Genomic DNA, 25969 nt, shown 5'->3' with positions numbered 1-25969 from the left:
CTTGATTAGAAGGAAATCATCTTCCTTCTAATCAGTGCACATACCCGGAAGATCTTATAGACACATGAAATGCCTTAACAAATACTGGCAATAATTTCCGGTATACATGGAGGGTGTAGTTGACGCGGTTAACCAGACAACTCCTTTCAGCTACTGAATGACTGCAATCAGTCTTTAACGGTCATCTTAGTGCGAAAAAACTTCTGTGGTACTCCTTATAGATCACGCCGCGCGAATACTTTTGTTTGGAGTGTAGTGCAGAGGCATGAGGCGATCCGCCGCAACCGCCAAGGTGATATAGTCGTCGCCCACAAGGAACTCCACTTCCACGTAACCAGGATCCAACTCTTCCACGACGGTCCCGACCTGACCACGTAGAAGGTGTTACTTTGGTATGGGTTCCAAAAGCGCTACAACGTCGAGTAGTTTCATGATGTCCTCACATAACAACTTTTAAGCCTGGGAACGCCTTCTCCAGTCCTGATGAACCAACCTGTGCGAACGATCGCGGACTTTCCCTGGTGCTGCATGACAAAATCAACTTGGTAACGCTTGCCATGACTGTCGGTCACCTTCTCGGTGGCATCATTGCTCAGTATGGCACGGAGGTATACTGAGCGCAGCAGCTCGGTATCTTGCTGGCCTATCCCCAGGCACGAGGCGAACACCCTGGCCTTGTTACCTCCGGCAAGGTGACCGGGATTCAGGGTGTATTCTCGTAGCTTGCGAATGTCCAGGATCGCCCTTTCTGCATTGGGTAGCATCATACCTGTCAGAGGCAAGCCTTCGATTACAAACGAATACCAGACAGGATCATAGAGCATTTCCTGCAGCTGGACCATATCTATGCCAGTCAGCCCTGGCAATTCTCAGTCTCACGCGGCTGAATAATGAGTAGCAAGTTTTGCCCTTCACCCGAAGTTTCCCGGATTGGTCTCAGCGCCGACCATAAAGTTCCGGAGCACCGGATAGCGTGATCTGTGCGCTGTGAATGGTCGGTGATGCAGCGGAGGCGTCTCTTTCTGTGTAGATTGAGAACGAGTAGTATCGACCAACACCTGCTCGGTCGAGGTTGCCCGTTGAAGGGCTGGAATGGACATAAGCGTCTAATTGACCCAATGCAGATTCTAGGCAATTGTGGGCCTTGGCAGATTGGTGCCAATCCATATAAGGATGAGTCGGTTACAGATGGCTGCATGGCGACAAACTTTCAACTCTGCTGTGGTTAGGCTATCACTCGCTAACTGTTGTTACATTTGAGGGCCGGTGTGCGCCGGGAAAGGCGCGAGAAGTGTTTAGTTGGTTTCAGCGGCATTTTAATGTCATACCATCCAATCGCATAGTTTTGTCCAGCGTCTTTTACTGGAACCGTTCCGTGTCGCCATGGCTACCGCTTTCTTCTGGCCAATGAGTATCACCAGCGTCTTGCCCCGAGTTACCGCTGTGTATAGTAAGTTACGCTGCAGCATGGGATAGTGTTGCGTACTCAGAGGAATCACCACTGCGGGATATTCCGAGCCCTGACTCTTGTGGACTGTGATGGCATAGGCCGGTTGCAACAGATCCAACTCCCCGAAACCATAGCTGACCATACGATCCTCAAAGTCCACAGTCAGGGTGTTTTCTTCGGTATCTACCGCCTGCACAAATCCGATGTCGCCGTTGAAGACGTCTTTTTCGTAGTCATTCTGAATCTGCATGACCTTATCACCGGGCGCGAATCTCCGACCGAACTTTTCGACTACCGGTGTGCTTTCACCATTCAACGCCGTCTGCAGAGCGTCGTTGAGTGCACGAGCACCTAACGCACTACGATTCATGGGGCAGAGCACCTGAATGTCGCGCAAGGGGTTCAGGTGAAAACGTCGGGGGATATGGGTCGTCACCACTTTCACCAGCTTGTCAGCCGCTTCAGCGGGATCCTCCACATCAATAAAATAGAAATCACTGAGATTTTCGGGTGGACGGAGATCAGGGAGGTGCCCGGCATGAATCTGGTGGGCGGCCCGAACAATCCGGCTTTCTGCGGCCTGGCGAAAAACTTCCGTCAGATGCACTTCGGGGAGTGTTTGCGCGGCAATCAGATCCGCCAGTACCTGCCCAGGTCCAACAGAAGGGAGCTGATCGGGATCCCCTACCATCAACAGCCCTGCAGTCGGCGGCAAGGCTTTGAGCAGCGCATGCATCAACGGGACATCAATCATGGAGCATTCGTCGAGAACCAGCAGATCACATTCCAAGGGATAGTCTTCCCGGCGCTTGAAACCACCGCCCAGCGGATTAATTTCCAAAAGCCGATGGATGGTCTTGGCTTCTTTGCCCGTTGTTTCACTCATCCGTTTAGCGGCTCGTCCGGTCGGGGCCGCCAAGACAATGCGCAACTTTTTGGCATCCAGGATATGGAGAATGGCATTCACGAGGGTGGTTTTACCAACGCCTGGACCGCCGGTAATCAGAGCCACTTTTTCCTGCAACACCATACGGATGGCCGCTTTTTGGCTATCGGCCAGGACAATGTCCAACCTTTTTTGCACCCAATCCATCGCCGCATCAGCGGCAATACCCGACCACGGCGCCTGGCCCGCACAGAGTTTTTTCAGGATTTGGGCGATGCCTTGTTCGTTGCGGTATAAGGGGGCCAGAAAAACCCCAGGGGTGTTCTGCACCTGGTCGGCTATGAGGGTCCCCTCCTGTATTTCGGCTGCTATGGCTGCTTCGATGGCGTCGATTGGTACTTCCAGTAATTGCTCTGCCAGAGGGGTCAATGCCTCGTGGGGTAATCCACAGTGACCGTCATCCCGGGCTTCCATCAGCGCATAGGAAATACCGGCTTGCACCCGTATGGGGGCATTTTGCGCGATACCCATTTTCATGGCGATGGCATCGGCCGTTTTGAAGCCTATCCCATGTATATCCCGGGCCAGCCTGTAGGGGTTTTCTGTCATTATCCGGACAGCATCGATGCCATAGGTTTTAAAAATCCGTACAGCGCGGGCGGTACCTACCCCATGGGTATGCAGGAACAGCATGATCTCCCGGATCACTTTCTGGTCTGCCCAGGCGGCAACCATCCGTTCCCGGCGAATGGGGCCGATCCCGTCCACCTCAGCCAGTCTTTCCGGGGTTTCTTCGATCACCGTGAATACCTGTTCTCCAAATGCTTTCACAAGCTTTTTGGCATAAACCGGACCAATGCCCCGGATCATGCCGGAGCCCAGATACTTTTCGATACCCTCTCTGCTGGTGGGTGCAGACACTTTCAAAAAGGCCGCCTTGAACTGGAGGCCGTGATCGCGATCGGTGACCCAGATACCGGATGCGGTGATCCATTCACCGGCCGTAACCGCCGCTGCGTGGCCCACCAGGGTGACCAAGTCCCGATGACCACGGGCCTTGATGCGCAGGACGCAAAAGCCATTGTTGTCGTTATGAAAGGTCACCCGCTCAATCAGGCCACCCAGGAGTTCTGTGGGCACATCCTGCTGGGGGCGCTCCGATTTAGCCATAGAAGCAAGACTCATGACGCAGCGATTCTCCGCTGACCTTGGTAAAATGGTAGCATGGTCAGCAAAAGCTGTAATTTGGGGAGGATGCATGTGCGGACGCTATGGATTCATTCACAGTCCAGAAGATCTTCAGCAGGCCTGGGGAGCTTTTCGGGAGCATGGCGCATTCCCGCCTTCTTACAACCGTGCACCAGGTCAGAGGCATCCGGTCATGCGTCTCGAACTGGTGCCCATGCGCTGGGGATTCTTGCCGGGCTGGAGTACCCGCACCCAGATACGACCGATCAATGCGCGGGTGGAAACTGTCGCGACGCAACCGCTGTTTCGGGAAGCCTTTCGTCTGCGGCGAGCCGTGATACCGGCAGACTGGTATTTTGAGTGGCCTTTTTTTCCTGAAGATCCCTCTGAAAAACAGCCCGTACTCATCCGTGCCGGGGATCAGAGCATTCTGGGGCTGGCCGGTATCTGGGATCGACACAAGGGCACAGAGGGTCAAACCGAGGAGACCTTTGCCATTCTCACCGTTCCTGCCACACCCACACTGCAGTCGGTGCATCCGCGAATGCCGCTGGTTCTGAATCCTCAGCATTGGTCGCTTTGGTGGCATCCGCACGCCCAGCGCAAACATCTGGAACCCTGTTTACAACCCGCAGCGACGCTTTGGGAAAGCTTTTCCGTGACCCCACAGGTGAACAGCCTCCGTTTTGATGAACCAGAGGCCATTCTGCCTTGGGATGGAACACCACCGGCATAAGGACATTCAACCGTTCACCAGGCGAAAAGCGGACTTGCGTCGCATGGAATACTTACTATATAAATATATAGTAACCACTCAAGAGGGATTCCTCATGCGCACTATTCACGCAAAATCTTCCCAGAAACCAATGCAGTCACTGGGTTCAAGGCCATTAAGTTTCATTTGGGTCATGATTCCCGCCTTGCTGCTGGCCGGTTGGCTGGGACATCAGTCTTCGAGATATGCACCCGATCATTGGAACCTGTTGCAGGGTATTGGTGTTATCCATTCTATCGGGGACTGCATGGTACAGGATCGAGCAGGACAACCAGCAAAAGGTCAAAAGCCGCATCCTCTTCAGGATGACATTTATGCATAGTTCGATCAGCGCGTTTCCAGGTAGTGCGAATCGGGCGTTGCTGGCCACAGCATCCCGTCCTTTGCGCGCGGATTTACCCTGTTGCCAGTTCCCACGCATGGTTTCCCGTATTGCAGCAGGCTTCCCCTCCCCCGCCGATGATTATGTGGAAAAACAGATTGATCTGAACACGCATCTCATCCAACACCAGGAAGCCACTTTTATTCTACGGGTTTCAGGTTGGTCCATGCGGGATGTGGGTATTTTCGATGGGGATGAGATTATTGTGGATCGGGCTATTACCCCCAGCGATGGTAAAATCGTAGTGGCAGCCATCAATGGAGAACTCACCGTCAAACGCTTACGTCGTGTTGGAGAAAGCGCCCATTTGCTGGCAGAAAATCCCGATTTTCCAGTGATTGTTCTCAAAGAAGGCGAAGAGTTATGCATCTGGGGTGTGGTTACGCGTGTGCTGCACAGCGTCTAAAAAATCATGCCTATCGCACTGATCGATGCCAATAACTTCTATGTTTCCTGCGAACGGGTTTTTCGCCCGGATCTGGAAGGTAAACCGGTAGTGGTCCTGTCCAATAACGATGGCTGCGTAGTCGCTCGTTCTGCTGAAGTGAAAGCCTTGGGTGTAGCCATGGGGACACCCTGGTTTCAATTGAAAAAGCTGGCTCAGAAAGAAGGCATCATCGCTCTTTCTAGTAATTACACGCTCTATACCGATATGAGCCATCGCATGATGACGATTCTGTCCGACTTCAGCCCTATTCAGGAGGTATATAGCATTGATGAGTGCTTTCTGGATTTGCAAGGAGTTGCGCCAGAACAATGCCGCCAAATTGGCCAAACTGCCCGCCAGCGCATCCGGCAATGGCTAGGTTTACCCGTAGGTGTTGGAATAGCCCCGACCAAGACACTCGCCAAACTGGCCAATCATCTGGCGAAAAAACGGCCAGAATATATAGGAGTCTGTGTTTGGGAGGAAATACCCGAACAGAAACAAACTGAAATATTACAGCAGTTACCTGTTTCAGAAGTTTGGGGTATTGGTCGCCAGTGGAGTCAGCGACTTCAGAAAATAGGGATACTCACCGTCTGGGATTTGCAGAATGCAGACCCCAAACCAATGCGTCCGCGTTTTAGTCTCCTGATGGAAAGAATGATTCGAGAACTGCGCGATGAGTCCTGCATCGCCATGGAAGAAGTGGCACCGCCCAGGCAGGAAATTCAATCATCCCGTTCATTTGGGCACCCCGTCAAAACCATGGAAGAACTGGGTGAAGCCATCAGCCTGTACATTGTCAGAGCCACTAGCAAACTACGGCGTCAGGATTCCGTGGCTGCAGCGCTACGTGTCTATATCCGCACCTATCCCTTCCAGAACCATCTGCCGCAATATCAAGCAGCCCGAACCGTCGTACTCAGCCACCCCAGTCAGGATACCCGGATTTTCCTGCATGCTGGCAAATTGGCTTTGACTCAGATGTATCGAGTAGGATTTGCCTACGCCAAGGCAGGGGTTCATCTTCTGGAGATCAGTTCGGCCCAATCCGTTCAAACCGATTTGTTCGGAGATGCGGAAGCCGAAAATCGCGCTCAGAATTTGATGGCCACTCTGGATCAGATCAATGCGCGATTTGGTAAAAGCATTATGCAGCCCGGCATAGCGGGATGGCAGGAACCACGTGGATGGGCCATGAAACGGGGGAATAAATCTCCTGCCTACACAACGCAATGGAAGGAACTGGCCAGGGTGAAAGTGGAATAGGATTAAACGCGCTTGCGAATGAGGTGTCCTGAATCTCGCGGACACGACACCTCCGATTGGATCTAATGGATCGCTAAGGATTTCATGAAGAAGGAAGAGCAAAGCTATACAGCCGATTTTCGGTCCGAAGCCGTCAACTAAGTTTTGACTCAGGGTCTCAGCTTACAGGGGGTTACGTTCAATAGACCATCATGTCCAGAATTTCCACCAGGGATTGCTAATATTATTAGTGGCCTCAGAACACTGGGAGTTAAGCATTGAGGCACTATAGACGCGTGTTATAGCTTTTGAACCGCATTCTGGGCAAGCTAAAAACGTATCCGTATCTTCACCATCAAGTTGAAGACTTTTCTTCCAGGAACATGAAAGACACCCCAATTCGACATATCTTTGATGGGCGGGATTATTGATGTCGGCTCCTTATGGTTAAATGCAAAAAGTTACGCCATGCGGCTTTGATAAGTTTCCTCTCGTCCGAAAGCAATGTATTGGTTGGGCGAACACTAAGCGGCCAGACGGACGAAATGACCATGCCTTGCCGTTCACCCACTACAGAGTGAATATAGCTTAATTTTACGACTCACACCATCCTTCCTTCATGCAAATATCTCGTTATTTGCGTATCTGTTGAGAAGCTTCCAGATCGGTCTCGAGTCAGCGGGCATGGCCTTTTCTTTGATCTGCGCTTTGTCCTCCCGGGTAAAATGCTGCTTGGGTGCAGGGACCAGGGTGGCATCAATGATCTGACCTCCTCTCGCCAGATAACTATGTTGTAGAATTTATTGGCTCCACAGCCGCAAACAGGGCTTCGGCACCGGCTACCCCAATGCGGTTTTCAAAATGCCAGATCGTCGTGCAGTCAGGCAGGCGCGCGGCATCCAGCAGGCCGTAGAAATGTTGATAGCGGTAGCGATCCAGAAGCTGGTATTCCATGGTCATATCCTATTTCTTCAAATGGTTATATTTTATAATATACAGATGGAATGGGAAGGTTTTTCGAGGTGCCCATTTGTATTCCCAACACGCTGACACAGAATTTAATTATGAATCTCAACATGATCACTGGCATATATTCGAAGATTTCTTTAAAGTTTGCATGGAAATAGTGCAAAAGCGAGTAATTATGGTGCGTGTGCTCATTATTTTAATGATGACTACGAGCCATATACCAAATGACAGACATGTTATTCATCCCGATTGATCAACCTGTTAAGGTTCGACTCATAAGAATTTAATAAAAACACGACAAACTGATTACATCAATTATTTCCAGTTGACATCGAATTCATGTATCAAATATATTACATGTTGCCTTATAAATGTTACTCTTGTCACACCGTATATGGCTGCAGCCGAAATGCTTCGACTGCGTTTTGGATTCTACAAGCGGTCATTCATTCCAATTTTGAAATCTGCGCCCACAGACTCGTTCTGATGTGCACCAGCAAGGAGTTGTGCTCCCATGTCAGCGTCACCTGGACAGCACGGCAATCGTGCCTATCGTACTTTTCTCTATTCTGCCAAAACATCGCCTATGGATGTTCGTCACCCCTTTCTTCGTAGCCTCTGTTTGTCCCTCTTACTCACCCCCGTAACGGCCCTGGCGAGTCCGCAGATCATCAGTGGTGGTGGAACGGTCACCGACACTTCAGGAAATACGAGTAATGCCGGAATTACCGTTGCAGCATCCACCCTCGACGTGGAATCCGGATCGGGCCTGGGCAGCGGATTGCTGGACCTGCAAAATGGCGCGTTACGCACTTCCGGTAATGCCACTATCAATAATAACATCGAGTTGGGCCAGGGTGCGGCACCAGTTACCATGACATCTCCATGTGGTGGCGCTTATTGTTTCGGGGTCGGTAGTAGCATGACACTGAACACGGTGGGCAACACCTACGTCAGCACACCTTCCCTGCTTACTCAAATGCAGTTCCCCAGCAACAACAAGGCTCTTGGAATATGGCTCACCCAAGGCTGGCAACCCGACTGGATGGCTGGCATGCAGACGGCCATGCAACAGGGATATGCCCCAGTCCTGTTCGATTACTATTTGGGTGACCTCGGCTCAAAGGGTTCCGGAGCTTGGGCCTACGTCCAACAAAATGCCCAGGCTTGGCTCGCGAATACCCAACTGCTTGCCAACTACCTGTCCACTTTAAATGGTACCGTGTCAGTGGTACTGCAACCTGAATTCAATGTTCCCGGGGTTGGGAATCAGCCACAGTTCGGGGAGTGGCTTGCTCAGGCGTCCCAGATACTTCAACACGCGCAGCATCCCGGCTTAACCATCCTCACCAGTGCCGGTGTCGGAGATTTTGGGGTTTACAGTGATAGCACCGAGAATGCCTCCCAATGGTCTGATTTTTATCCCTCGTTGAGTGTGGCTGCCCCCTATCTAAATTTCATCACCTTTCAGGAAATGCGCGGTGCCGACACGGGTGGAACCGTCGTGACCGCCCAGCAGGAGGGGATGAGCACCATCGCCGGTCGGGTTATTGCCTTTTCCCGCTATTTACAGGCGGCCTACGGGAAACCACTACTGCTGGGATACATTATGATGGACCCTTACACACCAGCGGGTGATACCGAAGACTGGAATGCTATTGCGGCAAAGGCCTACGCCGAAATACTGCAGATCTCCCCGGAACTCGCACAGCAAGGCGTCTTTGGCAGCATGGCCATGGAACTCTTCAACGACATGAATCACGCGACCATCAATGGCGTCGATTATTTTGGCACATCTTCCGACTATTTTGGTTTGGTAAACAGTAATGGTGCACCGAATACCGCAGCGATCGGAAACGGGCCCTATACACTCAATGCCAATGGGCAAGCCTGGGTTAATGGTACTGCCAACGCTGGAAATCTACAGGAAATCAGCAATGGTGGCACCATTGATACGAAGGGTAATGCCGACATTTTCACGGGCCTTCTATCGGGCCAGGGCGGTTTGTTTGTGGTGGGCGGGGGAAGTGCGACGCTTACCAGCAACAACACCTATACCGGGAATACTTATATCGAAGACTCCACCTTACTACAGCTAGGCAATGGTGGTACCACGGGCAGTATTCTTGGCAATGTTCTTACCGATGGCGTCCTTTCGTTCAACCGCACTAACAACATCAGCTTTCCAGGTCAAATCAGTGGGTTTGGGCTGGTTTGGCAACAAGGCCCGGGAACGCTTCAGTTGACTGGCAACAACAGCTACTCAGGCGGCACGCTCATCACCGGCGGCACGCTGAGTGTCGGCAAAGAAAGCGCGCTGGGAAGCGGAAACATTACCCTGGATGGTGGAACTCTTGAAACTTCGGCAGCACTGGACGACACCCGGGATTTCTTCATTGGTCCCAATGGAGGCACTCTCAATACGGGCGGGAACAACGACGTGTTCGCCGGTGACTTTATGCCCATGAATAACATCTCTGACGGAGGTCTGACCGTAGAGGGTGGTGGCACCGCTGTACTTACCGGCAATAACCAATACCTAGGTGGGACGACCATTGCTGGATATACCAATCTCCAGATTGGGGACGGCGGCTCTGATGGGACCCTCTCTGGAGATGTAACCGATAATGGAACACTCACCTTCAACACTACCAATACGACCACCTTTCCGGGGCAAATCAGTGGGTATGGCATACTTTGGCAACAAGGGCCAGGCACATTATTATTAACGGGGACCAACACGTTTACCGGTGGAACGATGATTGCCGGGGGAACTTTAGGGGTAGGTGCAGAGAGGGCATTGGGTAGCGGCAACATTACCCTGAATGGAGGAACGCTCCTCACAACATCAGATTTACTGGATAGCCGGCCATTTTTCATCGGTCCTCAAGGGGGAACCATCAACAATGATGGCAACAACAATCTTTTTACCGGAAATATCATCCCTATGAGTAGCAGCTCTGATGGCGGACTTAGTGTTACAGGCGGTGGAACGACCGTGCTCACGGGCGACAACACTTACACGGGCGGCACCACTATTGCGGGATATACCAATTTGCAGATTGGAGACGGAGGTGCTTCGGGAACGCTGCCAGGCAACGTTACAGATAATGGTACCCTGACTTTCAACACGACAGACACTCTCAATGTCTCAGGCCAAATCAGCGGCTATGGTATGCTCTGGCAACAAGGCCCAGGAACTTTGATAATCAATGGAGATAACACCTATGCGGGTGGTACCACTATCGCTGGAGGGGCCTTGGCGGTGAGTTCGGCCACAGCCTTGGGGACGGGTCCTGTCAACCTGAACGGCGGCACCCTGATCACCACAGCGGCACAGAACGATGACTTTTCTGTCAATCTAGGCACATCAGGTGGAATCATAGATACCGATGGGAATGCAGATGTATTCAGCAGTGATGTTGGTAGCGGCAATCCTACAGCAGGCCCCTTGACGATAGTTGGTGGTGGTTCACTGATCCTCAATGGGGCCGCGAACAGCGCTTCACAGACCATTATTGGTGGTCCATCGGCAGCGTCCTCCGTAACCACGCCTACCCTACTGGAAATCGGCGACATCAGCCATCCTTCAGCGTCTTTACGGGGTCCAGTTTTGGTCACCCCAGCCGGGGAGTTGCGCGGGCACGGCACGATCGTCGGAAACGTGACTAACGATGGCACGGTGTTTCCGGGCGGAAGCATTGGCTCTCTCGCCATTCAGGGCAACTATACACAAAATGCTGATGGCACTCTCGCTATTGAGATCACCCCCACGGCTTACGACACCCTCAAAGTATCCGGCACCGCCGAGATTGCCGGGCGACTGCTCGTACAGGTAGATCCCGGTGCCAGCTATGTGGCTGGCGATCAATATAAGATTCTGCAAGCTGTGGGCGGTGTGACGGGAGCATTCTCCACGACAGTATATGATCCATTTCCCGCATATGTCACACCAACCCTCACCAACAATGGAAATGCCCTCAATATTCGCTTGTCTGCCACTTCGAATGCCACAGGAAAAAATGCGGATCCGGCGTATTTGGGCGGGCAAATCTATGCGGATATCCCTACCGCACTGATCGGTATGACCGCACAATCAGATGCACTCGTTCTTAACCATGCCGAGAACTCCGGCGGAGCGGCTATAGCGCGCACCATGCTGCTGTCAACAGACACAGCTGTCGCCGGACAACTTGCACAATTCTCTGCACCCACCACGAGGCATGTACAGCAAAATGAAAGTGCGAAATATCAGCCTCATCTTTGGTTGCAGGGGGTTGGCGATTTTAGCAATGCGCAGGGGACGCAAGCAGTTTTAGGATTTAATGACCAGAATAGTGGAGTGTATGGGGGAGCCGATATGCAGGACGGCGAACTCACCACAGGAATTGCTCTGGGCTATGTCCATACCGTTCTAAATCTTCCTACTACGGGTTATGCCGGGGGAAGCCAGTCTACTATCGGTAGTGTCACCTCGATGCTTTATGGCAAATATCAGGCCCGAGAACTGCACCTGCAAGGCCTGCTGGGCTATACCAGTGAAGTCATTCACGGTGTACGCAACCTGCCGAACACCGGTCTTGCGGCGATCAGTGACCACCACGGCAGTATGATCCACGCATTGTTTCAGGGAGGATATGCTATCGCCACGCCGGTGGTGACTGTGACGCCAAATTTGGGTATTGCCTGGTATCGGCAAACACAACCCGGATTCTCCGAAACGGGTGCCACCACACTGTTTGATCTGCACTACCTGCATCAAACCGTATCTGCTTTGGAGGTGCGTGCAGGCCTGAGTTTTAGTCGTCATTACCATCTAGGATCCATGCGGATTATTCCCTACGCCGATATTGCCGTACAGCGTAACCTGGACAATAACAGGCGAAGCATCAGTGAGACTCTTGGCGACTTGCAACCGGTGAGTGAAATCGGGGTAGCCCCTGATAAAACTGCATTTCTTACCAATGTGGGTACCAGCATTCGCATAGCAAACAGTCTGTCGTTGTATGCTGAATATGAGGGATGTTATGCCGGGAACATCAGTAGCAGTGGACTGGCTGCAGGAGGAGTCTGGCGTTGGTAGCCTGACAACAACAATGGACATGGGTCGCAAAGCAACTGCAATGGATCACCTCCATCCCTGATTGGGTATAAGTTCATTTTTCTGCGCACTCCGCATGGGCTGCGCTTGCCAAGTTTTCTGCTGAAAACTAATAAATCTTAGGCGCTGTTACCTGGTCATTTTTTAAACGCTGTTTGACAGTGCGTATCTCGCTCGCTTCCCAAAGAACCACAACCTTCCCCGTGATTCCGGCGGGTCGGCTTCTGCAACGACATTTCGAGGACTGTCGGTGTTCACTCACCTTGCGGCCCGCAGGGTCCACTGTCCTCCTGAAGAGGCCTTTTTCCGGAGTGCTTCAGCCCATTTGTCACCTCCTGGACCGCCCCAAGTGCCGCCGGCTGGAGCGAAAGTTAACCGGGTCGGATTGAATTCCGACGGGACACTCGTTTCCTTCGCAAAGCACACATAACATCTTCGTGGAGTCGTTTTGGCGCAGTATTGAGTATGAAGATATTGATCTGCGGGGCCATGTGGCCACATATCGACTGATGGTTGGGCTAACCGCTTACTTTGAGTTGTAACATAGCGATCGCCCACAACAGTCCCTTATCTAACTGATTCCAGAGAAGGCCTGTCCTCCAAAGACAAAAGGTTTTTACGTGTCCAAACTTCAGAAGTTATAAGCAACACCTACCATACCCCGTAAGCTGTTCACACGCGTCTTGACGTTGATGGGGCCGAATTGTTTGGATGCCAAGTAGCGATCGTAATTCACCCCGATGAATCCACTGACATTCGGCAGGAAGCGGTAACTTAGTTTGCCACCCACCTGGAATACATTGGCTGATGGAACGCCACTAGGCTGAACGGACAAATCTGAAAAATTCACTTTTTCATTGGATGATATGCCCACCATATAGCCGGCATGGGCAGACAGGGTGAGGTCTTGAACAGGTTCCATGGCAAGAAACAATCCACCACCGATGGCATTATTATTGTAGGTAGCATTTCCGAAGTTGCCATTATCACCAATCCCTAATTTGAACTGCGCGTACTGATAACCAATATAGGGTCCCGCTATGAGGTTGTGACCAAACTGAAACCCCTTGCCCAGCCGCGCATTAAAAGCCATGGAATGACCACTGTTGCTGGTATTTCCATTACTGTCACCAATAATGGGGCTAAATCCATAATTAAACCCTAGATGCAAGAGGACATCATCCTGACTGATCCCGTTCAGTACCACACCAACACCACCCGAGGTGTTTCCACCAGCAGCGGGTTTCATGGATTTAAAGGACTGTGCGAAATCTTGCGTATTGAAAGAGTTGTATGAATCGGGTGTACCGATAGCCTCACCGTAAATGCCGATATAGTTCAGACCATGTTGAAGTGGACTGGCAAAGGCCAATACGGGGAACACGCCCAGCGCTGCGCAACCAATCAAAGCAATATTTTTCATTTCAATTCACCTTTTGGTAAGTTGGTTTGTATAAAATATCATAAATTTAGCAGTTTCTCAAAGTTTAAATATCTATATGATAAATAATAATATTATTTGATTTGTTTTAATTATATTATTATTTTGTATGGAGATTTTTATGTTTTTTATGTGTACTCTTCTAGTCAACGTTTGGCTGCCCAACGTCATTCATGTTTTGTGCAACTAAATGCTTATAATTGCTGTTTCATACCAACGACAAAGTAAATTTATAATGTAGGTTGTATATTTTCAGTAACACACCAAGCTCGTTGTTAATAAACAGTAATTAAGGCAATATGAGAAGGTGTTAAGAAGTCGCTAATTAGCTACAGAAACTTTATTGTAATCAATTTTTGACAATGTACCAGAATTAATCGACAATAAATCAACGTATCAAATTAGCTGAATCTTAAATCCAGTTATCTACATGGAGAAGGAGATAAGTGAGAATATGAAAATATCAAAATTGTTTCTGGTGATACCGCCGTTATTCGGCATGGCTCTTGCCGGTTGTTCAGATGTTTCTCAAGGGCCCCAGGGTGGTCATCCAGTTTCCTGGTATTTACATCATCAGAAAAAAATGTCGCAGGAAGTAGACTGGTGTAAAAACAGTGCCGGCCGAGACAAGTTGGAATCCTGCAAAAATGCTGAAAAAGCCTCTGGTGATGCATTGTCTTATAACGCTAAAAATACCCTACATAGTGTCGGCAAAGCCTTGTCTTGAGGTGCTTTGATTCAAAGGAGAAATTATCATGAATGTATGGAAAACGATGAAGACGCTCACGCTGACAATGATCATGTTGACCCCTCTGGCCCTTGCCGGGTGCGGAGGCGGCCCTAGCGCTAAAGCCGAGTCAGCACAGAATAATGCACGCGCTGCCCAGGAGACGGCCAATCGGGCCTTGGCGAAAGCCGATGCGCTACAGCATAAACAAAATGAAGCATTAAACCGGGCAGACGCTGCGCAACAGACGGCAAACCAGGCAGCCCGGGAAGCGAACAATGCCCAGTAAACTGGAATAGAGCGTCCTGCTCGTTGAGCAGGATCCTGACGCCCTATCCGTTCCATGCTTACAGCAAACACAAGGAATGAACAATGCGTATTCAATATCCAAACTATGGGAAGCAACTCGGCTGGATGGCTGCAGTTCTCTGTATGGGGGCGGTATTGCCTTTAAGTGGCTGCGTCGCTATCGCTGCAGCCGGTGCGGGAGCCGGCAGCGTTGCTGCTGTCCATTCAGGCGTTCTATCCGACTATCATGCCTATTATCCAGGGCCGCACGGAACGGTTCAGGCTGCCGTTCTGCATGTTTTCCCGAAAATGCATATTACCTATGTGGGTAATGTGAAGAAAAATCCGGACAAATGGATCATTGATGGGAAAACGACAGCAGGCACGGATGTCAGCGTCATTTTGAAATCCACGAGTCAAGAGGTTACCAAAGTGACGATGGGTGTTGGTCTGTTTGGCAATAAAACCCTCTCCAGACAGTTTTTCTCGCTATTGAACCAGACGCTGGGTGTCCAGGCTACCGTCAAGGCCCCGTCTATTTGATTTCAGGTAAATGAAAAAGGAGATAAGGATGAAATTTTCACAACGTACAGAAAACCAAAAGTTTTGGGGTGCTTGTATAGCGATATTCATATTGGGTACAGGAAGCGCTGTCGCATCAACAGGCAATGCGCCTGATACTGTGGTGACTAAACTTAACACGGCGCTCATTCACTCCATGAAAATGGGGCCATCCAGTAGCTATGAGAGTCGTTTTCACGCATTGTATCCCGAAATCAGCCACGCCCATGATTTTTCAAAGATCGCGCACTACAGCCTGGGAACCGCGTGGGATAAACTGTCTGCTCCAGAAAAGAAGCAGTTTGTGCAGGCGCTGACCGATTATTCTGTGGCAAATTATGCCGCGCATTTTACCCATTACGCCGGTCAGAAGTTTAGCAAACCCGTCTCTAAGAACGTGCCTGGCCACCGAATGATGGTCAGCAGTACGTTGAAGTCCGGCAATGGCGGTAAAAACAACACGTTTGATTATCTGCTCAGCCAAAACCATGGCCAATGGAAAATTGTCAATGTAACGACAAACGGCGTCAGCAACCTGGCGATGCAGAAAGCGGAATTTACGGGCGCTCTGAAAAAAGGCGGGATTCATGCGCTACTGAATGAGCTCGATAAACACTCGGAAAAGTTAGCTCACGCAGCCCAGTAATAACCAAGGTCGTGTTGCTGAACAATCTATCAACTAAGGAGAGTTTTATGAATAAAACGCAGGTCAAAGATGCCGTCAAAGAAGTCGCCGGTAAAATTACCGGAAACGCTCAGCAAGAGGCTGAAGGTAAAGACACAAAGGAAGCAGGATATGTACAGGGAAAATGGGTGATTTCAAAGAGAGGTGCTCTGATTAAATGTTTTCCTGTCATCTCTTATTGAGGATATTATAGGTGAGTTAATCGGTAATTCACTTGTCTAACTTGTTCCATGAGTAACTACTGGAGGTTAATGTATGAGTAAAAATCCTATTATTGCCATCAATCAGTCAAAAGTAGCCAATCGACCGGAAAGTTATGAAACCATGATGAAGGTTGGGCCCAAGGTTTGTATCACTACGGCCTCTCATCCCGGTTTTTTAGGTTTTGAACAATTATTGCAGACGGGTATACATCCCATGGCTGGGCGCTATGGTGGTGGCGCTGTAGATATGCATGAAACCCTGAATCCTATTTCCATGTTTCAGTACACCGTATGGAAAGACGTGAAGTCGCATGAAGAGATGCATCATGAAAACTTCAAGGAAATTTTTGAATTATGTGGAAGCTGCCTGGATATGGTCATAGAGGGGCCATGGGAACCCTACTATGAAGTCATTCGTTCCGATCTCCCCCTGATTATGGGTATGACCGATATCCCTGCAGTTTTAGGAAAGTCTTTCGCAGAGCAGAAGCCCGTGCCTAAAGTAGCATTATCGGCAAAACGGAGTATTGCCATTGGTGACCATTGGGTGATGGACGGGCATGAGGAAGCTGGTTCCTCGCTGTTTTAAGTGGGTAGCTTGAGATCCAGCTTACCCAGTACGAGGTAAGCCATGTTAATAAAATTCTTGTGGGTGCGATAGCCCCGTGCCCTGGATTTGGCGGACTGGAGCAGACTGTTGAAACCTTCCAGAGTGCCGTTACTCAGATGGCTCTCGAACCAACGTAGAGAACCACTGGGACGGCATTCTACGTTGGTTCGAGAGCCATCTGAGTAACGGCACTCTGGAAGGTTTCAACAGTCTGCTCCAGTCCGCCAAATCCAGGGCACGGGGCTATCGCACCCACAAGAATTTTATTAACATGGCTTACCTCGTACTGGGTAAGCTGGATCTCAAGCTACCCACTTAAAACAGCGAGGAACCACGCGGCGCAACCCAGTTCTGGGGTTGTGTCGGGTGGCAACCCTTGGCGGTCCGAAACGGTTTTACCGGTTTCTTCCACCCTCGCCTGTCGGTTTTTGGTGAGCGCGCAAAAACCCAGACCGCCCAAGGTGGAGCCCGATTCAAAATGCTGGCAATCCTCACAAAAGACCTTGCCGGATTTGCGTAATTCTTCCTTCGTTAGAAACAAATGCATCGTTCAAATCCTGTAGTGAGATGATTTCGAAAGGCAAGGCACATTGCCGTTTTGCCTAGCCTTCTGGGTATGCTTTGATGAAGTTACCATGCCCATTATAACGCCAGTCCTTGCGAAACAGCGAACGCCACAAGCCAATCCAGTCCTCGTCTTCATGCGTCACATACCCCAGATTCTACCCCTGAGCCCACTTAATCTGACATAGAGCCCTGTGCTCAGCGACAATTATCTTGTCCAGTCGGCAGATACGTCCCCGTTTTCACCCAGGTGTTGATTTGGCGTTCTCCATTTGTTGTCAGTACCTGCAAAGGGCCGTCTGGCACGATAGGAGGTCTGACGTTCAACAGAGATTTGGGGCATGGGGCTATTTCCTCATATCGTTAAAAAATCGCGCTCATAAGTAGCCAAATAAAATATTGAAAAACGCCCATTGAATTTATTAGGTTTTTTTATGCAAATGCATTGCAAATGCATATGCATTTGCATCTAGGGGGTTTGTGGAGCGGCTCTGGCGCAGTGTGAAGCATGAGGATATTTCCCTGCGGGGCTATGCTCATGTACCAGAACTGATGGATGGGCTGACTGCCCACTTTGTATTTTACAATAGTCGCGCCCGCATCAGTCCCTTGGCTATCTGACACCAGATCAGGGATACCTGACAGGGCAAGAGGGCTGTGCCTGCATTGTGGACCGCTATCCGAAGGGTTGCAGCATGACCATCACTCAGGGACGATTTGGGGCAGCACCATTCTGCTGCAAGGTTAGAAACCAGACTAGCTTAAACTCTCGCTCATTTGTCTTGGCTCATGGGTCCACCATAATTCTTCTTTGGTCAGGAACAGTTGCATAATTTAAGTCCTTACAACCGGCAGCGAATAGGTTTTGGAGGATAAGGCATCTTGCCCCATTTCAACATTTTTTTTGCGGTTTTCGCGATCTCGCTAGGGGACACACATCCATGCCGCATCCGCCCCTTTCGAATCGCCAGCTTCCCGATTCACCTGCACTCCATGTAGCGTCAGTCGATACGTCAAATAGGACTGAATTTTGGGATGCGATAACACCTCCGGATTCAGCACAGCAAACACATCCCCGATACATCGTGCGGAGATGGTAACCAGCCCGGGGTGTCCTTCAGTCTTGAATCGGATTCCTATCGGCTGCGTAAAATGGTAACTTTCTGCATCTACCAGCGCGGGATACTCTGCGACATGTGGGCGCAGGTCCACCAAAGCAGCGTCACAACGGACCCCATATAATAAACGATCCACGGTAATGCTTTCCCGACCACCAGAAATCACCATCTGCTCAAAGCCTGCATCGCGCAACAGCCGTGACCTCCAGTGGTGTACCGTTTCGTAAACGGAGGTTTCCACCGTATCCGCACCATACCAAACGCCAAAGGAACCATCGCTGTATCGGCTTACCGTCCAGTTTTTAAATGGAAACCAGATAGCAGCGAACCATTCCGCTTCCTCGAAGGGTCGGTTAATGGCCGGCGCCTGGGAAGTATAGTGGGGCGGCTTGGCAGCGGCTTCGTACTGTTGTGCCACAGTCCAGTCTTCTGGGCTAACCGACAGATCGTTAAACAGGTCTTCCGATACCCGCAAACTGATGATATTGCGAATCAAGGTATGGTGCGTATCCGCCAGGGTAAGACCGTCATAAAATGACTCCGCCACAATCATCCGCCCCTGGCATGATCCAGATAGGCTCGAACCATCAACAATCCGGTAAATCCCCACTCGCGAACCACTTCTACGGGAGTCCGATAATCGAACGCACGGTTACGGGTGGTCATCCACTGATAAGCCAAATCCCGGTCATGCGGAAAAAGCAATCGTAGATTTTTATGGATAGCAAGTAAATGGCCCGCACGTTCAAGCAGATCCCTATTTGCGCCTAAGGGTTCCCCTTTGCGATAGCGACTGAGGGCTGCGCGGTTCTCGGCCGCCAAACCCAGTAAGGCAAGTTGCCCTTCATTGTCCACCATCCAGAGCTCAAAGGCCTTCATGAGCATCTTTGCCAAGACTATGCGATCGTGGATTTTGTTTTCTCTGTCTGAGATGACTGCGGTTTGCGTCATGAGCGATCCCCCACTTCATGAAACAACTATAACAAATAATGCTGCATCTGCAACTACCTTGGTCTTCTTGGAATGGTCCACGCGTCAGCTGCAGTAGTGCAGTAAGCCCGTTATAACGTTAAACCGTGCGTAACAGCGAGTGCCACCAACCAGTCCGGACGTTCTGGAACCGTGTCCCGAACCGGTTCACCGTCATGCCGCTGGCGTTCGGCAATCGCCAATCTCCAGGCACATTCATAGCCATATTTCCACACCGAGTAAGAGCGCACCCGCTGCTTGCCATTCACCATGAATTTGGCCTCCCAGTAGATCCGGGAAATACTGCCGTCCGCAGTGTAATCATGGCATAACCGCACCCCAATTTTTCCTGATCGGTTGCGGCTATACGTCGTAAAATGGCCGTTTCCATCCCGCTGTCTGGGCTGAATGTCCAGTTCTGCCATTTTTTCATCCCGCCATGTTCGAGCAGCGATGCGCGCTGCTTCGTAACCATTATGCGCGGAGTCAGAAAAGAGCTTGCTGGCATCCGGTTTTTTCGATCCTGGGCGATACAGCCTTACCCACCACCCTTTCGATTTCGCATAATCCAGTCGGGTCATTCCATAATCTGCTTCGGAGTTGCTGGCAGTTTCCTGTGGCATTTTTCCCCGTTCTATCGACATGTCCAATTCTTTACACGGAAAATAGATAACCGTTTTTAGTCAGATGTATACCCTTCTGCATCTAGCAGGTTCAGATAATGCGCCTGACTTTGGATGGTCTGCAGTTCATGGCGAATTTGTTCGCCACCGACGCCCTTACTTCTGGACAGAAGAACAAACAGGCTTTCCGGCGCAAAATACTGGATGACAACCTCCTTGACACCCAATGCGTTGAGTGCCTGAAGGTCTCGGCAGAATTGAGCATCATCCAAATTTTTGCCGTCCAATATGATCACGGCGTGATGCAGGGCTGCTTTCACCGTGTTGAGCCATTGTGTTTGGTTCCTGGCAGATGCTTCGGGCGTTTGAATGATCGCTATATCCAGTGTGCTGTACTTTTTCTGCATCTGCTGCGCCCAGGTGCTTTTTCCGGAAGCTGTGGCCCCGATCGTGATAATCACCAAAGGGCTTTGCAACGATGCCTCAGAGGACAGAGGACGTTTTTTTAACGATGTCACGGTCATGCAGGTTGCAACTTTTTCATGAATGGAGGTTTTTCGCATCGTAGCATAAAGTTTCCTCTTTTTTACGAACCATAGAGTTTTCCCAATCATCCCGCAATCGAAGCGGTCAGACCCATGATACGTGCCCGAGAATTCTCAATGGACTGAAGGAATACCGAGTAGTTTATGCGCTTGCCATCCAAGCATGAGATAGCACTGAAACCGCCCTATTACGCCACTTTTCGAGAGGTAAAATGCCACCAGCCTGTCGCAGATCACGCATCATCACCTCTGTTGGGTAAATGCACGCCCTCCGGATTACCCACAGGCTGACCCATTCCATTAGTGCTGCACTCGGGATATTTCACCCGCCTCGTAGTCCTGAAACATGAGGCCCATGACACCCGATTCTCGGAGTAAATCGAATATCCGCTCAATGACATCCGCACGCGTCTGATCCAACTGCTTCCAGGGTATATAGAGTGACCCATACTCTTGGGCGGCATCATACAGTTCCAGCGTGAGCCCTTCCATAATCGGGTGATCCTGCAGACGGGCGAGAATCTGGCCCGACTTTTCCCCAACCACTCGGGTTACGAATTCTTCCAGAACGATATCCTGATATTCCTGTGCCCCTTCGCGAACCGCAAACACCATTCGACCCGGATATCCCAGCGCGTTTTGCTGCCTATTAAGACCCAACACGGCCAGATCCGATTGTTCGGTCCAGTTTTGAATGCGGCGCACAAAGTCATCCGAAGGTAACTCCCAAGCCACACAATGCCCCGGCATCTGCGCGGAGTAGCTGACAATACCGATGAAGCAAATATAGGGATGCGTGCCTTCAGCATAGGTTTGTGTACTGAGCAAGGTAGCGGCTTCCCGATAGTCCTGGCCCAGTGCCGTATGGAGGCGAAACACTTCTACCGGAGACATATTCAGCAGTTGCCCGCCATCTACCGGGGCGGGATAAAAGGTGACTTTAGCATTTGCGCAGACAAGTCCTTGCGTAAAAAAGGAAGCCGCAGCCCGTTCTGCCGAAAATCCCTGAATGAATGCTGGATGGCGTACCGGTACGGCAAACAGGGTGCTGACCTGCCCTTCTTCGGTCAGGAACATTTCTGCACGTTCCCGCGCATAATCCCAGAAATCTTCAGAGGCATCCGGATCTTTTTCATACAGCAGCAGGGAAATGGTTTGCAGGGTTTCTTCGTCCTCTTCGACGAGTAATGCGTCCACAGCTTCCCCCAATTGGGGTTCCACAGAAAATTCATTGTCCAACAGATAGCGCGTTGCCAGTGCGGTGATGGCAAGCGCCTGCGGAGAGGCCACGTTACTGCCGGTAGAGGCTTTCATCGATTCAACCCGCCGCTTTTTTGCAGGCTTGTTGGGCTTCTTCACCCAACGCCTTGAACCAGGCAGGTTTGGGTCCTGCCCCTTTCCAGACCAGATGGGGATCCGTTGGATGCTGATACCAAAAGGCTGGGGACTTGCGCACGCGACGCGTTTTCTGCGGCTCAGAAGGAACCAGTTTCAGGAGGTCCTTGGCCGTCAATCCCAAGTCCTCGACGATCCGGCGTATTTCTGCCAATCCTTCGTCCTTGGCTTGTTTGAGAAGCTCCTCCACCCGTTTATCAGCGGCTTCTTTGGCTTTTTTGGCGGCTTCCAATTCTTGCAAGATGCTCATGGTTTCGTTCTCTCAGGGTGGGCGTTAATGGGCCTGCTTCCGTTCCCATCGGGGATGCAGCAGTTCGGTGACTATTTCAACATAATTGAGGGCCGTGGTCACAAGTAGGGTAACAACGCGATCCTCCTCGCTGGATTGGGTCAGCGGATTAATCAGATGAAATACATAGCTCAGTAACCATTGCTCAGGATGTTGCTCGATGTAGTCCTGGGAAACACGCTGCCTTTCCATGGGAAGTACGCGGAGGTCTGTTTCCTGGGTCATTCGACGGGTTACCCGTTCATAACACTGCTCTACCAGATCCTCATCGGCTGCGGGCAAGGTGATGCCTCCCTGATCCAGTGCCAAGGTCAGCATCAGCAATAAATCCACCAGCATTTCCAGACGGGCCTCTGGAATGCCCATACGGAAAAGGACCACAATACTGCCTATTAGTTGTGGCTGGATTTCTGCGATGCGGTCTATCAGTATGGCTTTCTCTTCCATACTCATCTGATCTCGTTGCACGATGGCATCTGCCAGCATTTTCTCGCTGATTCGGGCTTGCCGCAGGGCCTGTTTTTGTCTCGGCGGAAGGGGCAGTCGATCAATCATATTGCGGGTCATCGGGCAGCCTTCCGGTGAAATTGGGCATCCATAGGGCGCTTTTCTCTCCGTTTAATGCAGGCGTGTCGGCTGTGAAAGCAAAGACGCGCCTGCTTCTACAGAAAACCCGTAATCGGTCAAAACCTGTTCGATCTTGTGCATGAGTGCCAGGCGATGAATGCGGGTGGCGTTGTACTCGACATTACACAGCAGCGCTTTACGGTGATACTTGGGCTGAAGCGTCACGGTTAAGTGATTATCGCTTCTGGCCTCCACACAAACCGTGCAGTCTTCTGCAGAAAGCTGTTCTTCTTCGAGCTGTTTTTTGAGGGCGCCCAAGACCGTAAAGCTGATTTCCAGCAGGTGATCCTCTTCGGTTTCTGGTTCATCCTGACCGATTTCCAAAAAGAAATGTAAGGGCGCGCAAGCGTCCAGTGATCCTTCTGGCCATCCCAGGGCTTCACGTTGATCGCGGGCGAGCTGTTCAGGATCGGGCCATTGGGGCGTATTCTGTTCGGGAAACTCCAATCGGCCTACCAGCAGGTACATGCCTGGAACCGTCATCCGGTTGTAATTCCAAGGATAAGGTGCGTTCGCTCCGGGCGTATTCATTATCCATAACTGCAGGGGACTGTTGGCGCGCAAGTGATAAATCGATTGGGGTTGCAGCAGCCATTGCAGCTTGCCCCGTGGCGGAATCAATTGGTGTTGCTTCAACACCTTGGTCAGTGTTTTGCGGTCAGTCGCGTTGCATTCTCCGGACCAATTTGCCAGGAAAGGCACGGCAATCAGGAGACTCCGAAAACCGTTTTCATAGGACTTGGCACAGGCCATTTCCGTGGCTTGATTCCAGCAGAACTGCCACAGATCGACCAATCCTTCTGCGCGGAAGGTTTCCAGAACGGCCTGAAAAGCTTCTTCGTCACGTTCGCATAAGAGATTATACAGTATGGTCTGAATGCGACTCAGGTCAGTATCCAACGACAGCGGATTTCCCACGGCATGTGCGATGGGCATGATTTCTCCGAGGATGGCATTAATTCTTCCACTACGTTTTTTCATGATCTCTCTGTAGGTTGTTATACGTCTTTCGGGATAAGCCACCCTGCACCATGGGTCTGGTGCCTTTTTCGATAGTTTACCCCATGCTCAATCCCCGATTTGCCAGTTGGTCGGCTAGTTCGTTTTCCGGATGCCCATTGTGTCCACGAACCCACTCCACCTGGACTTTACGGGCGCTATACAAGGCATAGAGCTGCTGCCACAGTGCCTGATTCATGACCGGTTTTCCTGCGGCGGTTTTCCAGCCTTTTTTAATCCAACCGGGGATCCATTCATTCAGGCCTTTCAGGACATACTGGCTGTCCGAGCAAAGGATGACTTCAGCGTCTTCGGGAACCTTGCGCAAAGATTCAATGGCGGCGGTCAGTTCCGCGATGTTGTTGGTCCCCTGTTTCTGGATAAAACCGCAATGCTCTGTGCGCGTTCCATCGGGAGATTGAATAACAGAACCCCAGGCACAGGGGCCAGGATTGGTAGGGCCACAAGAGCCATCGCACCAAATTCGCCATAGACTCAAAATCAAGTTCCTTTTCATCGAAAGTTACTTTCCGGAGTATAACGCAACCGCTCAGCGTTTCCCCAAAAAATGGCCAGACAACTATTGTGGCGCTGGAAGAACGACGCTCCTTGCTTCCCCACTCCGTCCATTCGAAAGCAAGCTACTTGTTTATTCAAACTATTCAAGCTTGATACTCCTCACGCTACCATTGGGTCCCATTCAGGAACTGCGAAACCAATAAGTAGATAACTCCCTTGCCATCCAGTCGTTCTATCCAGTCTTCCGGAATAGTCTGAATCCCCCAAATTGCACCCAACAATTGGCCGCTGATAGCCCCAATGGAATCCGCATCACCCGGATGATTGGCTGCCCAACGGATACCGGTTAAAAAGTCTGGCGCGGTCAATCCCAAATAAATGCTGATGGCCAATATCTCTTCTGCAACCCACCCTTTTCCTAAAAGCATAGAGGCAGCGGACCAGTTTACTCCCTTTTCCGCCAGATCGTTGGCCTGCTGCAATGCAGACAATACGTTCTGACCTGTTTCCTCAAGTTCTGACAATATATCCATCACCACGGCCAAGGCCTCATTAAGTGGTGTGTCCGAGATAATTTCCTGTAATAGAACGGCGAAAGTCCCTGCAGAAAGGTAACCACAGAGATGACCATGGGTGAGTTGCGCAGCGCTGCTTGCCACCTGAAAGGTACGTTGTAATGGCCAATGTTCTGGGTGTATAGCTGCCCAGAAACCAATGGGAGCTACCCGCATTAACCCACCGCATCCCTTACTATTGTTGATGGCAGGTATGCCCCAATCTGCTGCCTGCGCCAACGCAGTCAAACAAGTCCGTCCAGGTCCCATTCGCTGATGTAACACTAGCTCATCCAGCAAAAACCCCTCACTACTGAAATCATCAGCAGGTAAACGACAGGGCACTTCCTGGGTCAATAACCAGCGCATGTAGGCTTTATGCAGGGCAATTTGCAAAGGTTCCCCTGTGCTGGCATGCAGAATCAACGCTTCGGCGGTAAACAAAGTCAGTTGCGTATCATCCGTAAAATGCCCACATTGACCTGGATGCACAAACTCCATTACGCCTTGATGTCCCCAGCGACTTAGCCGATTCTCAACACTCAGAAATTCTACCGGCTCCCCCAAAGCATCACCCAATGCACCTCCCATGAAACCAGCCAGAATACGGTCTTCTGGCGTAGGTGAAATGGTGGGATTCATGCTGTCCTTCTCCTGATAACAAGTGGAAAACATGCGCGCAGTTCTTTCGCTCTTTTTTGTTTCATAGAACCTGAACACGACCCGCTTCTATCGCATGGTTTCTATGCAATTGTATTTCCCACAATAGGGACAGCGGTTAACAGCAGTCTCCTGAGGGTAAGGTCCGCGCCCCTGACGCGAACAC

Annotated in this window: 25 protein-coding genes and 5 pseudogenes; 13 read left to right on the top strand and 17 right to left on the bottom strand. The window is 50.7% G+C overall.

The genetic code is table 11. From position 1 onward, the window contains the following. Positions 1-222 precede the first annotated feature (222 nt). The 3 genes and pseudogenes from H7F08_RS15735 to H7F08_RS09690 all read right to left on the bottom strand — a co-directional run. Positions 223-372: pseudogene (locus tag H7F08_RS15735) on the bottom strand (DUF4926 domain-containing protein); the annotation flags it as partial. Positions 373-428: 56 nt separating this feature from the next. Then, positions 429-842, bottom strand: a complete 414-nt coding sequence (locus H7F08_RS09695; protein WP_193640445.1) for a DUF6883 domain-containing protein — start codon at positions 840-842, stop codon at positions 429-431. A gap of 480 nt (positions 843-1322) precedes the next feature. Continuing rightward, complete coding sequence (locus H7F08_RS09690) at positions 1323-3521, bottom strand: ATP-dependent RecD-like DNA helicase (protein ID WP_227487854.1); 2199 nt, start codon at positions 3519-3521, stop codon at positions 1323-1325. Between the two features lie 73 nt (positions 3522-3594). On the opposite strand from H7F08_RS09690, the gene H7F08_RS09685 reads away from it, so the two are divergent. From H7F08_RS09685 to H7F08_RS09670, 4 genes are all read left to right on the top strand, one after another. After that, entirely contained in the window at positions 3595-4260 is a 666-nt protein-coding gene (locus tag H7F08_RS09685; protein ID WP_193640444.1) for an SOS response-associated peptidase, read from the top strand. A 94-nt stretch (positions 4261-4354) separates the two neighbouring features. Next, on the top strand, positions 4355-4621 hold the full coding sequence (locus H7F08_RS09680; RefSeq protein WP_024895250.1) for a hypothetical protein: 267 nt from the start codon (positions 4355-4357) through the stop codon (positions 4619-4621). After that, entirely contained in the window at positions 4614-5087 is a 474-nt protein-coding gene (locus H7F08_RS09675; RefSeq protein ID WP_193640443.1) for a LexA family protein, read from the top strand. Before H7F08_RS09680 ends, H7F08_RS09675 begins: the two co-directional genes overlap by 8 nt. Positions 5088-5093: 6 nt before the next feature. Next, positions 5094-6377, top strand: a complete 1284-nt coding sequence (locus tag H7F08_RS09670) for a Y-family DNA polymerase (protein ID WP_024895248.1) — start codon at positions 5094-5096, stop codon at positions 6375-6377. A gap of 644 nt (positions 6378-7021) precedes the next feature. Here the strand turns inward: H7F08_RS09670 and H7F08_RS09665 are convergent. Then, positions 7022-7319: pseudogene (locus H7F08_RS09665) on the bottom strand (transposase); the annotation flags it as partial. A 520-nt stretch (positions 7320-7839) separates the two neighbouring features. Here H7F08_RS09665 and H7F08_RS09660 point away from each other — a divergent pair. After that, entirely contained in the window at positions 7840-12408 is a 4569-nt protein-coding gene (locus H7F08_RS09660) for an autotransporter outer membrane beta-barrel domain-containing protein (RefSeq protein WP_193640442.1), read from the top strand. A 649-nt stretch (positions 12409-13057) separates the two neighbouring features. Here the strand turns inward: H7F08_RS09660 and H7F08_RS09655 are convergent. Beyond that, positions 13058-13849: an autotransporter outer membrane beta-barrel domain-containing protein gene (locus H7F08_RS09655; RefSeq protein WP_193640441.1), complete on the bottom strand. Its 792-nt coding sequence runs from the start codon at positions 13847-13849 to the stop codon at positions 13058-13060. 472 nt (positions 13850-14321) lie between these two features. On the opposite strand from H7F08_RS09655, the gene H7F08_RS09650 reads away from it, so the two are divergent. The 6 genes from H7F08_RS09650 to H7F08_RS09625 all read left to right on the top strand — a co-directional run bounded on the left by H7F08_RS09650 (position 14322) and on the right by H7F08_RS09625 (position 16920). Then, positions 14322-14594 (top strand): EexN family lipoprotein, encoded by a 273-nt coding sequence (locus H7F08_RS09650; protein ID WP_075323840.1) that lies wholly within the window; start codon positions 14322-14324, stop codon positions 14592-14594. A gap of 28 nt (positions 14595-14622) precedes the next feature. Continuing rightward, positions 14623-14883, top strand: a complete 261-nt coding sequence (locus H7F08_RS09645) for a hypothetical protein (protein ID WP_075323839.1) — start codon at positions 14623-14625, stop codon at positions 14881-14883. Positions 14884-14966: 83 nt separating this feature from the next. Continuing rightward, entirely contained in the window at positions 14967-15425 is a 459-nt protein-coding gene (locus tag H7F08_RS09640; protein ID WP_193640440.1) for a DUF3568 family protein, read from the top strand. A 28-nt stretch (positions 15426-15453) separates the two neighbouring features. After that, positions 15454-16089, top strand: a complete 636-nt coding sequence (locus H7F08_RS09635; protein WP_193640439.1) for an ABC transporter substrate-binding protein — start codon at positions 15454-15456, stop codon at positions 16087-16089. Positions 16090-16136: 47 nt separating this feature from the next. Then, on the top strand, positions 16137-16310 hold the full coding sequence (locus H7F08_RS09630) for a CsbD family protein (RefSeq protein WP_193640438.1): 174 nt from the start codon (positions 16137-16139) through the stop codon (positions 16308-16310). A 73-nt stretch (positions 16311-16383) separates the two neighbouring features. Next, entirely contained in the window at positions 16384-16920 is a 537-nt protein-coding gene (locus H7F08_RS09625) for a sulfur oxygenase reductase family protein (RefSeq protein WP_227487853.1), read from the top strand. Here the strand turns inward: H7F08_RS09625 and H7F08_RS09620 are convergent. Then, positions 16917-17084: pseudogene (locus tag H7F08_RS09620) on the bottom strand (transposase); the annotation flags it as partial. The gene H7F08_RS09625 and the pseudogene H7F08_RS09620 overlap by 4 nt on opposite strands. On the opposite strand from H7F08_RS09620, the pseudogene H7F08_RS09615 reads away from it, so the two are divergent. Continuing rightward, positions 17081-17260 (top strand): annotated as a pseudogene (locus H7F08_RS09615) (transposase); the annotation flags it as partial. The pseudogenes H7F08_RS09620 and H7F08_RS09615 sit on opposite strands and share 4 nt — an antisense overlap. On the opposite strand, the gene H7F08_RS09610 reads toward H7F08_RS09615, so the two are convergent. Beyond that, positions 17249-17488 carry a hypothetical protein gene (locus tag H7F08_RS09610; RefSeq protein ID WP_193640437.1) on the bottom strand — a complete coding sequence of 80 codons (240 nt, stop codon included), beginning with the start codon at positions 17486-17488 and terminating at the stop codon, positions 17249-17251. The pseudogene H7F08_RS09615 and the gene H7F08_RS09610 sit on opposite strands and share 12 nt — an antisense overlap. A gap of 494 nt (positions 17489-17982) precedes the next feature. On the opposite strand from H7F08_RS09610, the pseudogene H7F08_RS09605 reads away from it, so the two are divergent. Next, positions 17983-18191 (top strand): annotated as a pseudogene (locus H7F08_RS09605) (integrase core domain-containing protein); the annotation flags it as partial. 238 nt (positions 18192-18429) lie between these two features. On the opposite strand, the gene H7F08_RS09600 reads toward H7F08_RS09605, so the two are convergent. The 10 genes from H7F08_RS09600 to H7F08_RS09555 form a co-directional block, all read right to left on the bottom strand. Beyond that, positions 18430-19170 carry an RES family NAD+ phosphorylase gene (locus H7F08_RS09600; protein ID WP_319803359.1) on the bottom strand — a complete coding sequence of 247 codons (741 nt, stop codon included), beginning with the start codon at positions 19168-19170 and terminating at the stop codon, positions 18430-18432. A gap of 2 nt (positions 19171-19172) precedes the next feature. Then, positions 19173-19574, bottom strand: coding sequence for an MbcA/ParS/Xre antitoxin family protein (locus H7F08_RS09595; RefSeq protein ID WP_142086104.1), 402 nt, complete (start codon positions 19572-19574; stop codon positions 19173-19175). A 110-nt stretch (positions 19575-19684) separates the two neighbouring features. Then, positions 19685-20236 carry an AP2 domain-containing protein gene (locus tag H7F08_RS09590; protein WP_193640435.1) on the bottom strand — a complete coding sequence of 184 codons (552 nt, stop codon included), beginning with the start codon at positions 20234-20236 and terminating at the stop codon, positions 19685-19687. Positions 20237-20271: 35 nt separating this feature from the next. Next, the gene (locus tag H7F08_RS09585) at positions 20272-20778 is read right to left on the bottom strand and encodes a hypothetical protein (protein ID WP_193640434.1); all 507 of its coding nucleotides are present in this window, start codon (positions 20776-20778) and stop codon (positions 20272-20274) included. A gap of 282 nt (positions 20779-21060) precedes the next feature. Continuing rightward, positions 21061-22074 (bottom strand): hypothetical protein, encoded by a 1014-nt coding sequence (locus H7F08_RS09580; protein ID WP_193640433.1) that lies wholly within the window; start codon positions 22072-22074, stop codon positions 21061-21063. A gap of 4 nt (positions 22075-22078) precedes the next feature. Further along, a complete protein-coding gene (locus tag H7F08_RS09575; RefSeq protein ID WP_193640432.1) occupies positions 22079-22405 on the bottom strand; it encodes an H-NS histone family protein in 327 nt (108 codons plus the stop codon). Between the two features lie 24 nt (positions 22406-22429). Then, positions 22430-23011: a hypothetical protein gene (locus H7F08_RS09570; protein ID WP_193640431.1), complete on the bottom strand. Its 582-nt coding sequence runs from the start codon at positions 23009-23011 to the stop codon at positions 22430-22432. 51 nt (positions 23012-23062) lie between these two features. Then, the gene (locus H7F08_RS09565; protein ID WP_193640430.1) at positions 23063-24052 is read right to left on the bottom strand and encodes a hypothetical protein; all 990 of its coding nucleotides are present in this window, start codon (positions 24050-24052) and stop codon (positions 23063-23065) included. A gap of 76 nt (positions 24053-24128) precedes the next feature. Continuing rightward, positions 24129-24569: a ribonuclease H family protein gene (locus H7F08_RS09560; RefSeq protein ID WP_227485410.1), complete on the bottom strand. Its 441-nt coding sequence runs from the start codon at positions 24567-24569 to the stop codon at positions 24129-24131. Positions 24570-24753: 184 nt separating this feature from the next. Next, positions 24754-25785, bottom strand: coding sequence for an ADP-ribosylglycohydrolase family protein (locus tag H7F08_RS09555; RefSeq protein WP_193640428.1), 1032 nt, complete (start codon positions 25783-25785; stop codon positions 24754-24756). Between the last annotated feature and the right edge of the window lie 184 nt (positions 25786-25969).

Source organism: Acidithiobacillus sp. HP-11 (assembly GCF_015100075.1).
In the GTDB taxonomy this organism is placed as follows: domain Bacteria; phylum Pseudomonadota; class Gammaproteobacteria; order Acidithiobacillales; family Acidithiobacillaceae; genus Acidithiobacillus; species Acidithiobacillus thiooxidans.
This window is presented reverse-complemented; position numbering and strand designations above follow the sequence as displayed.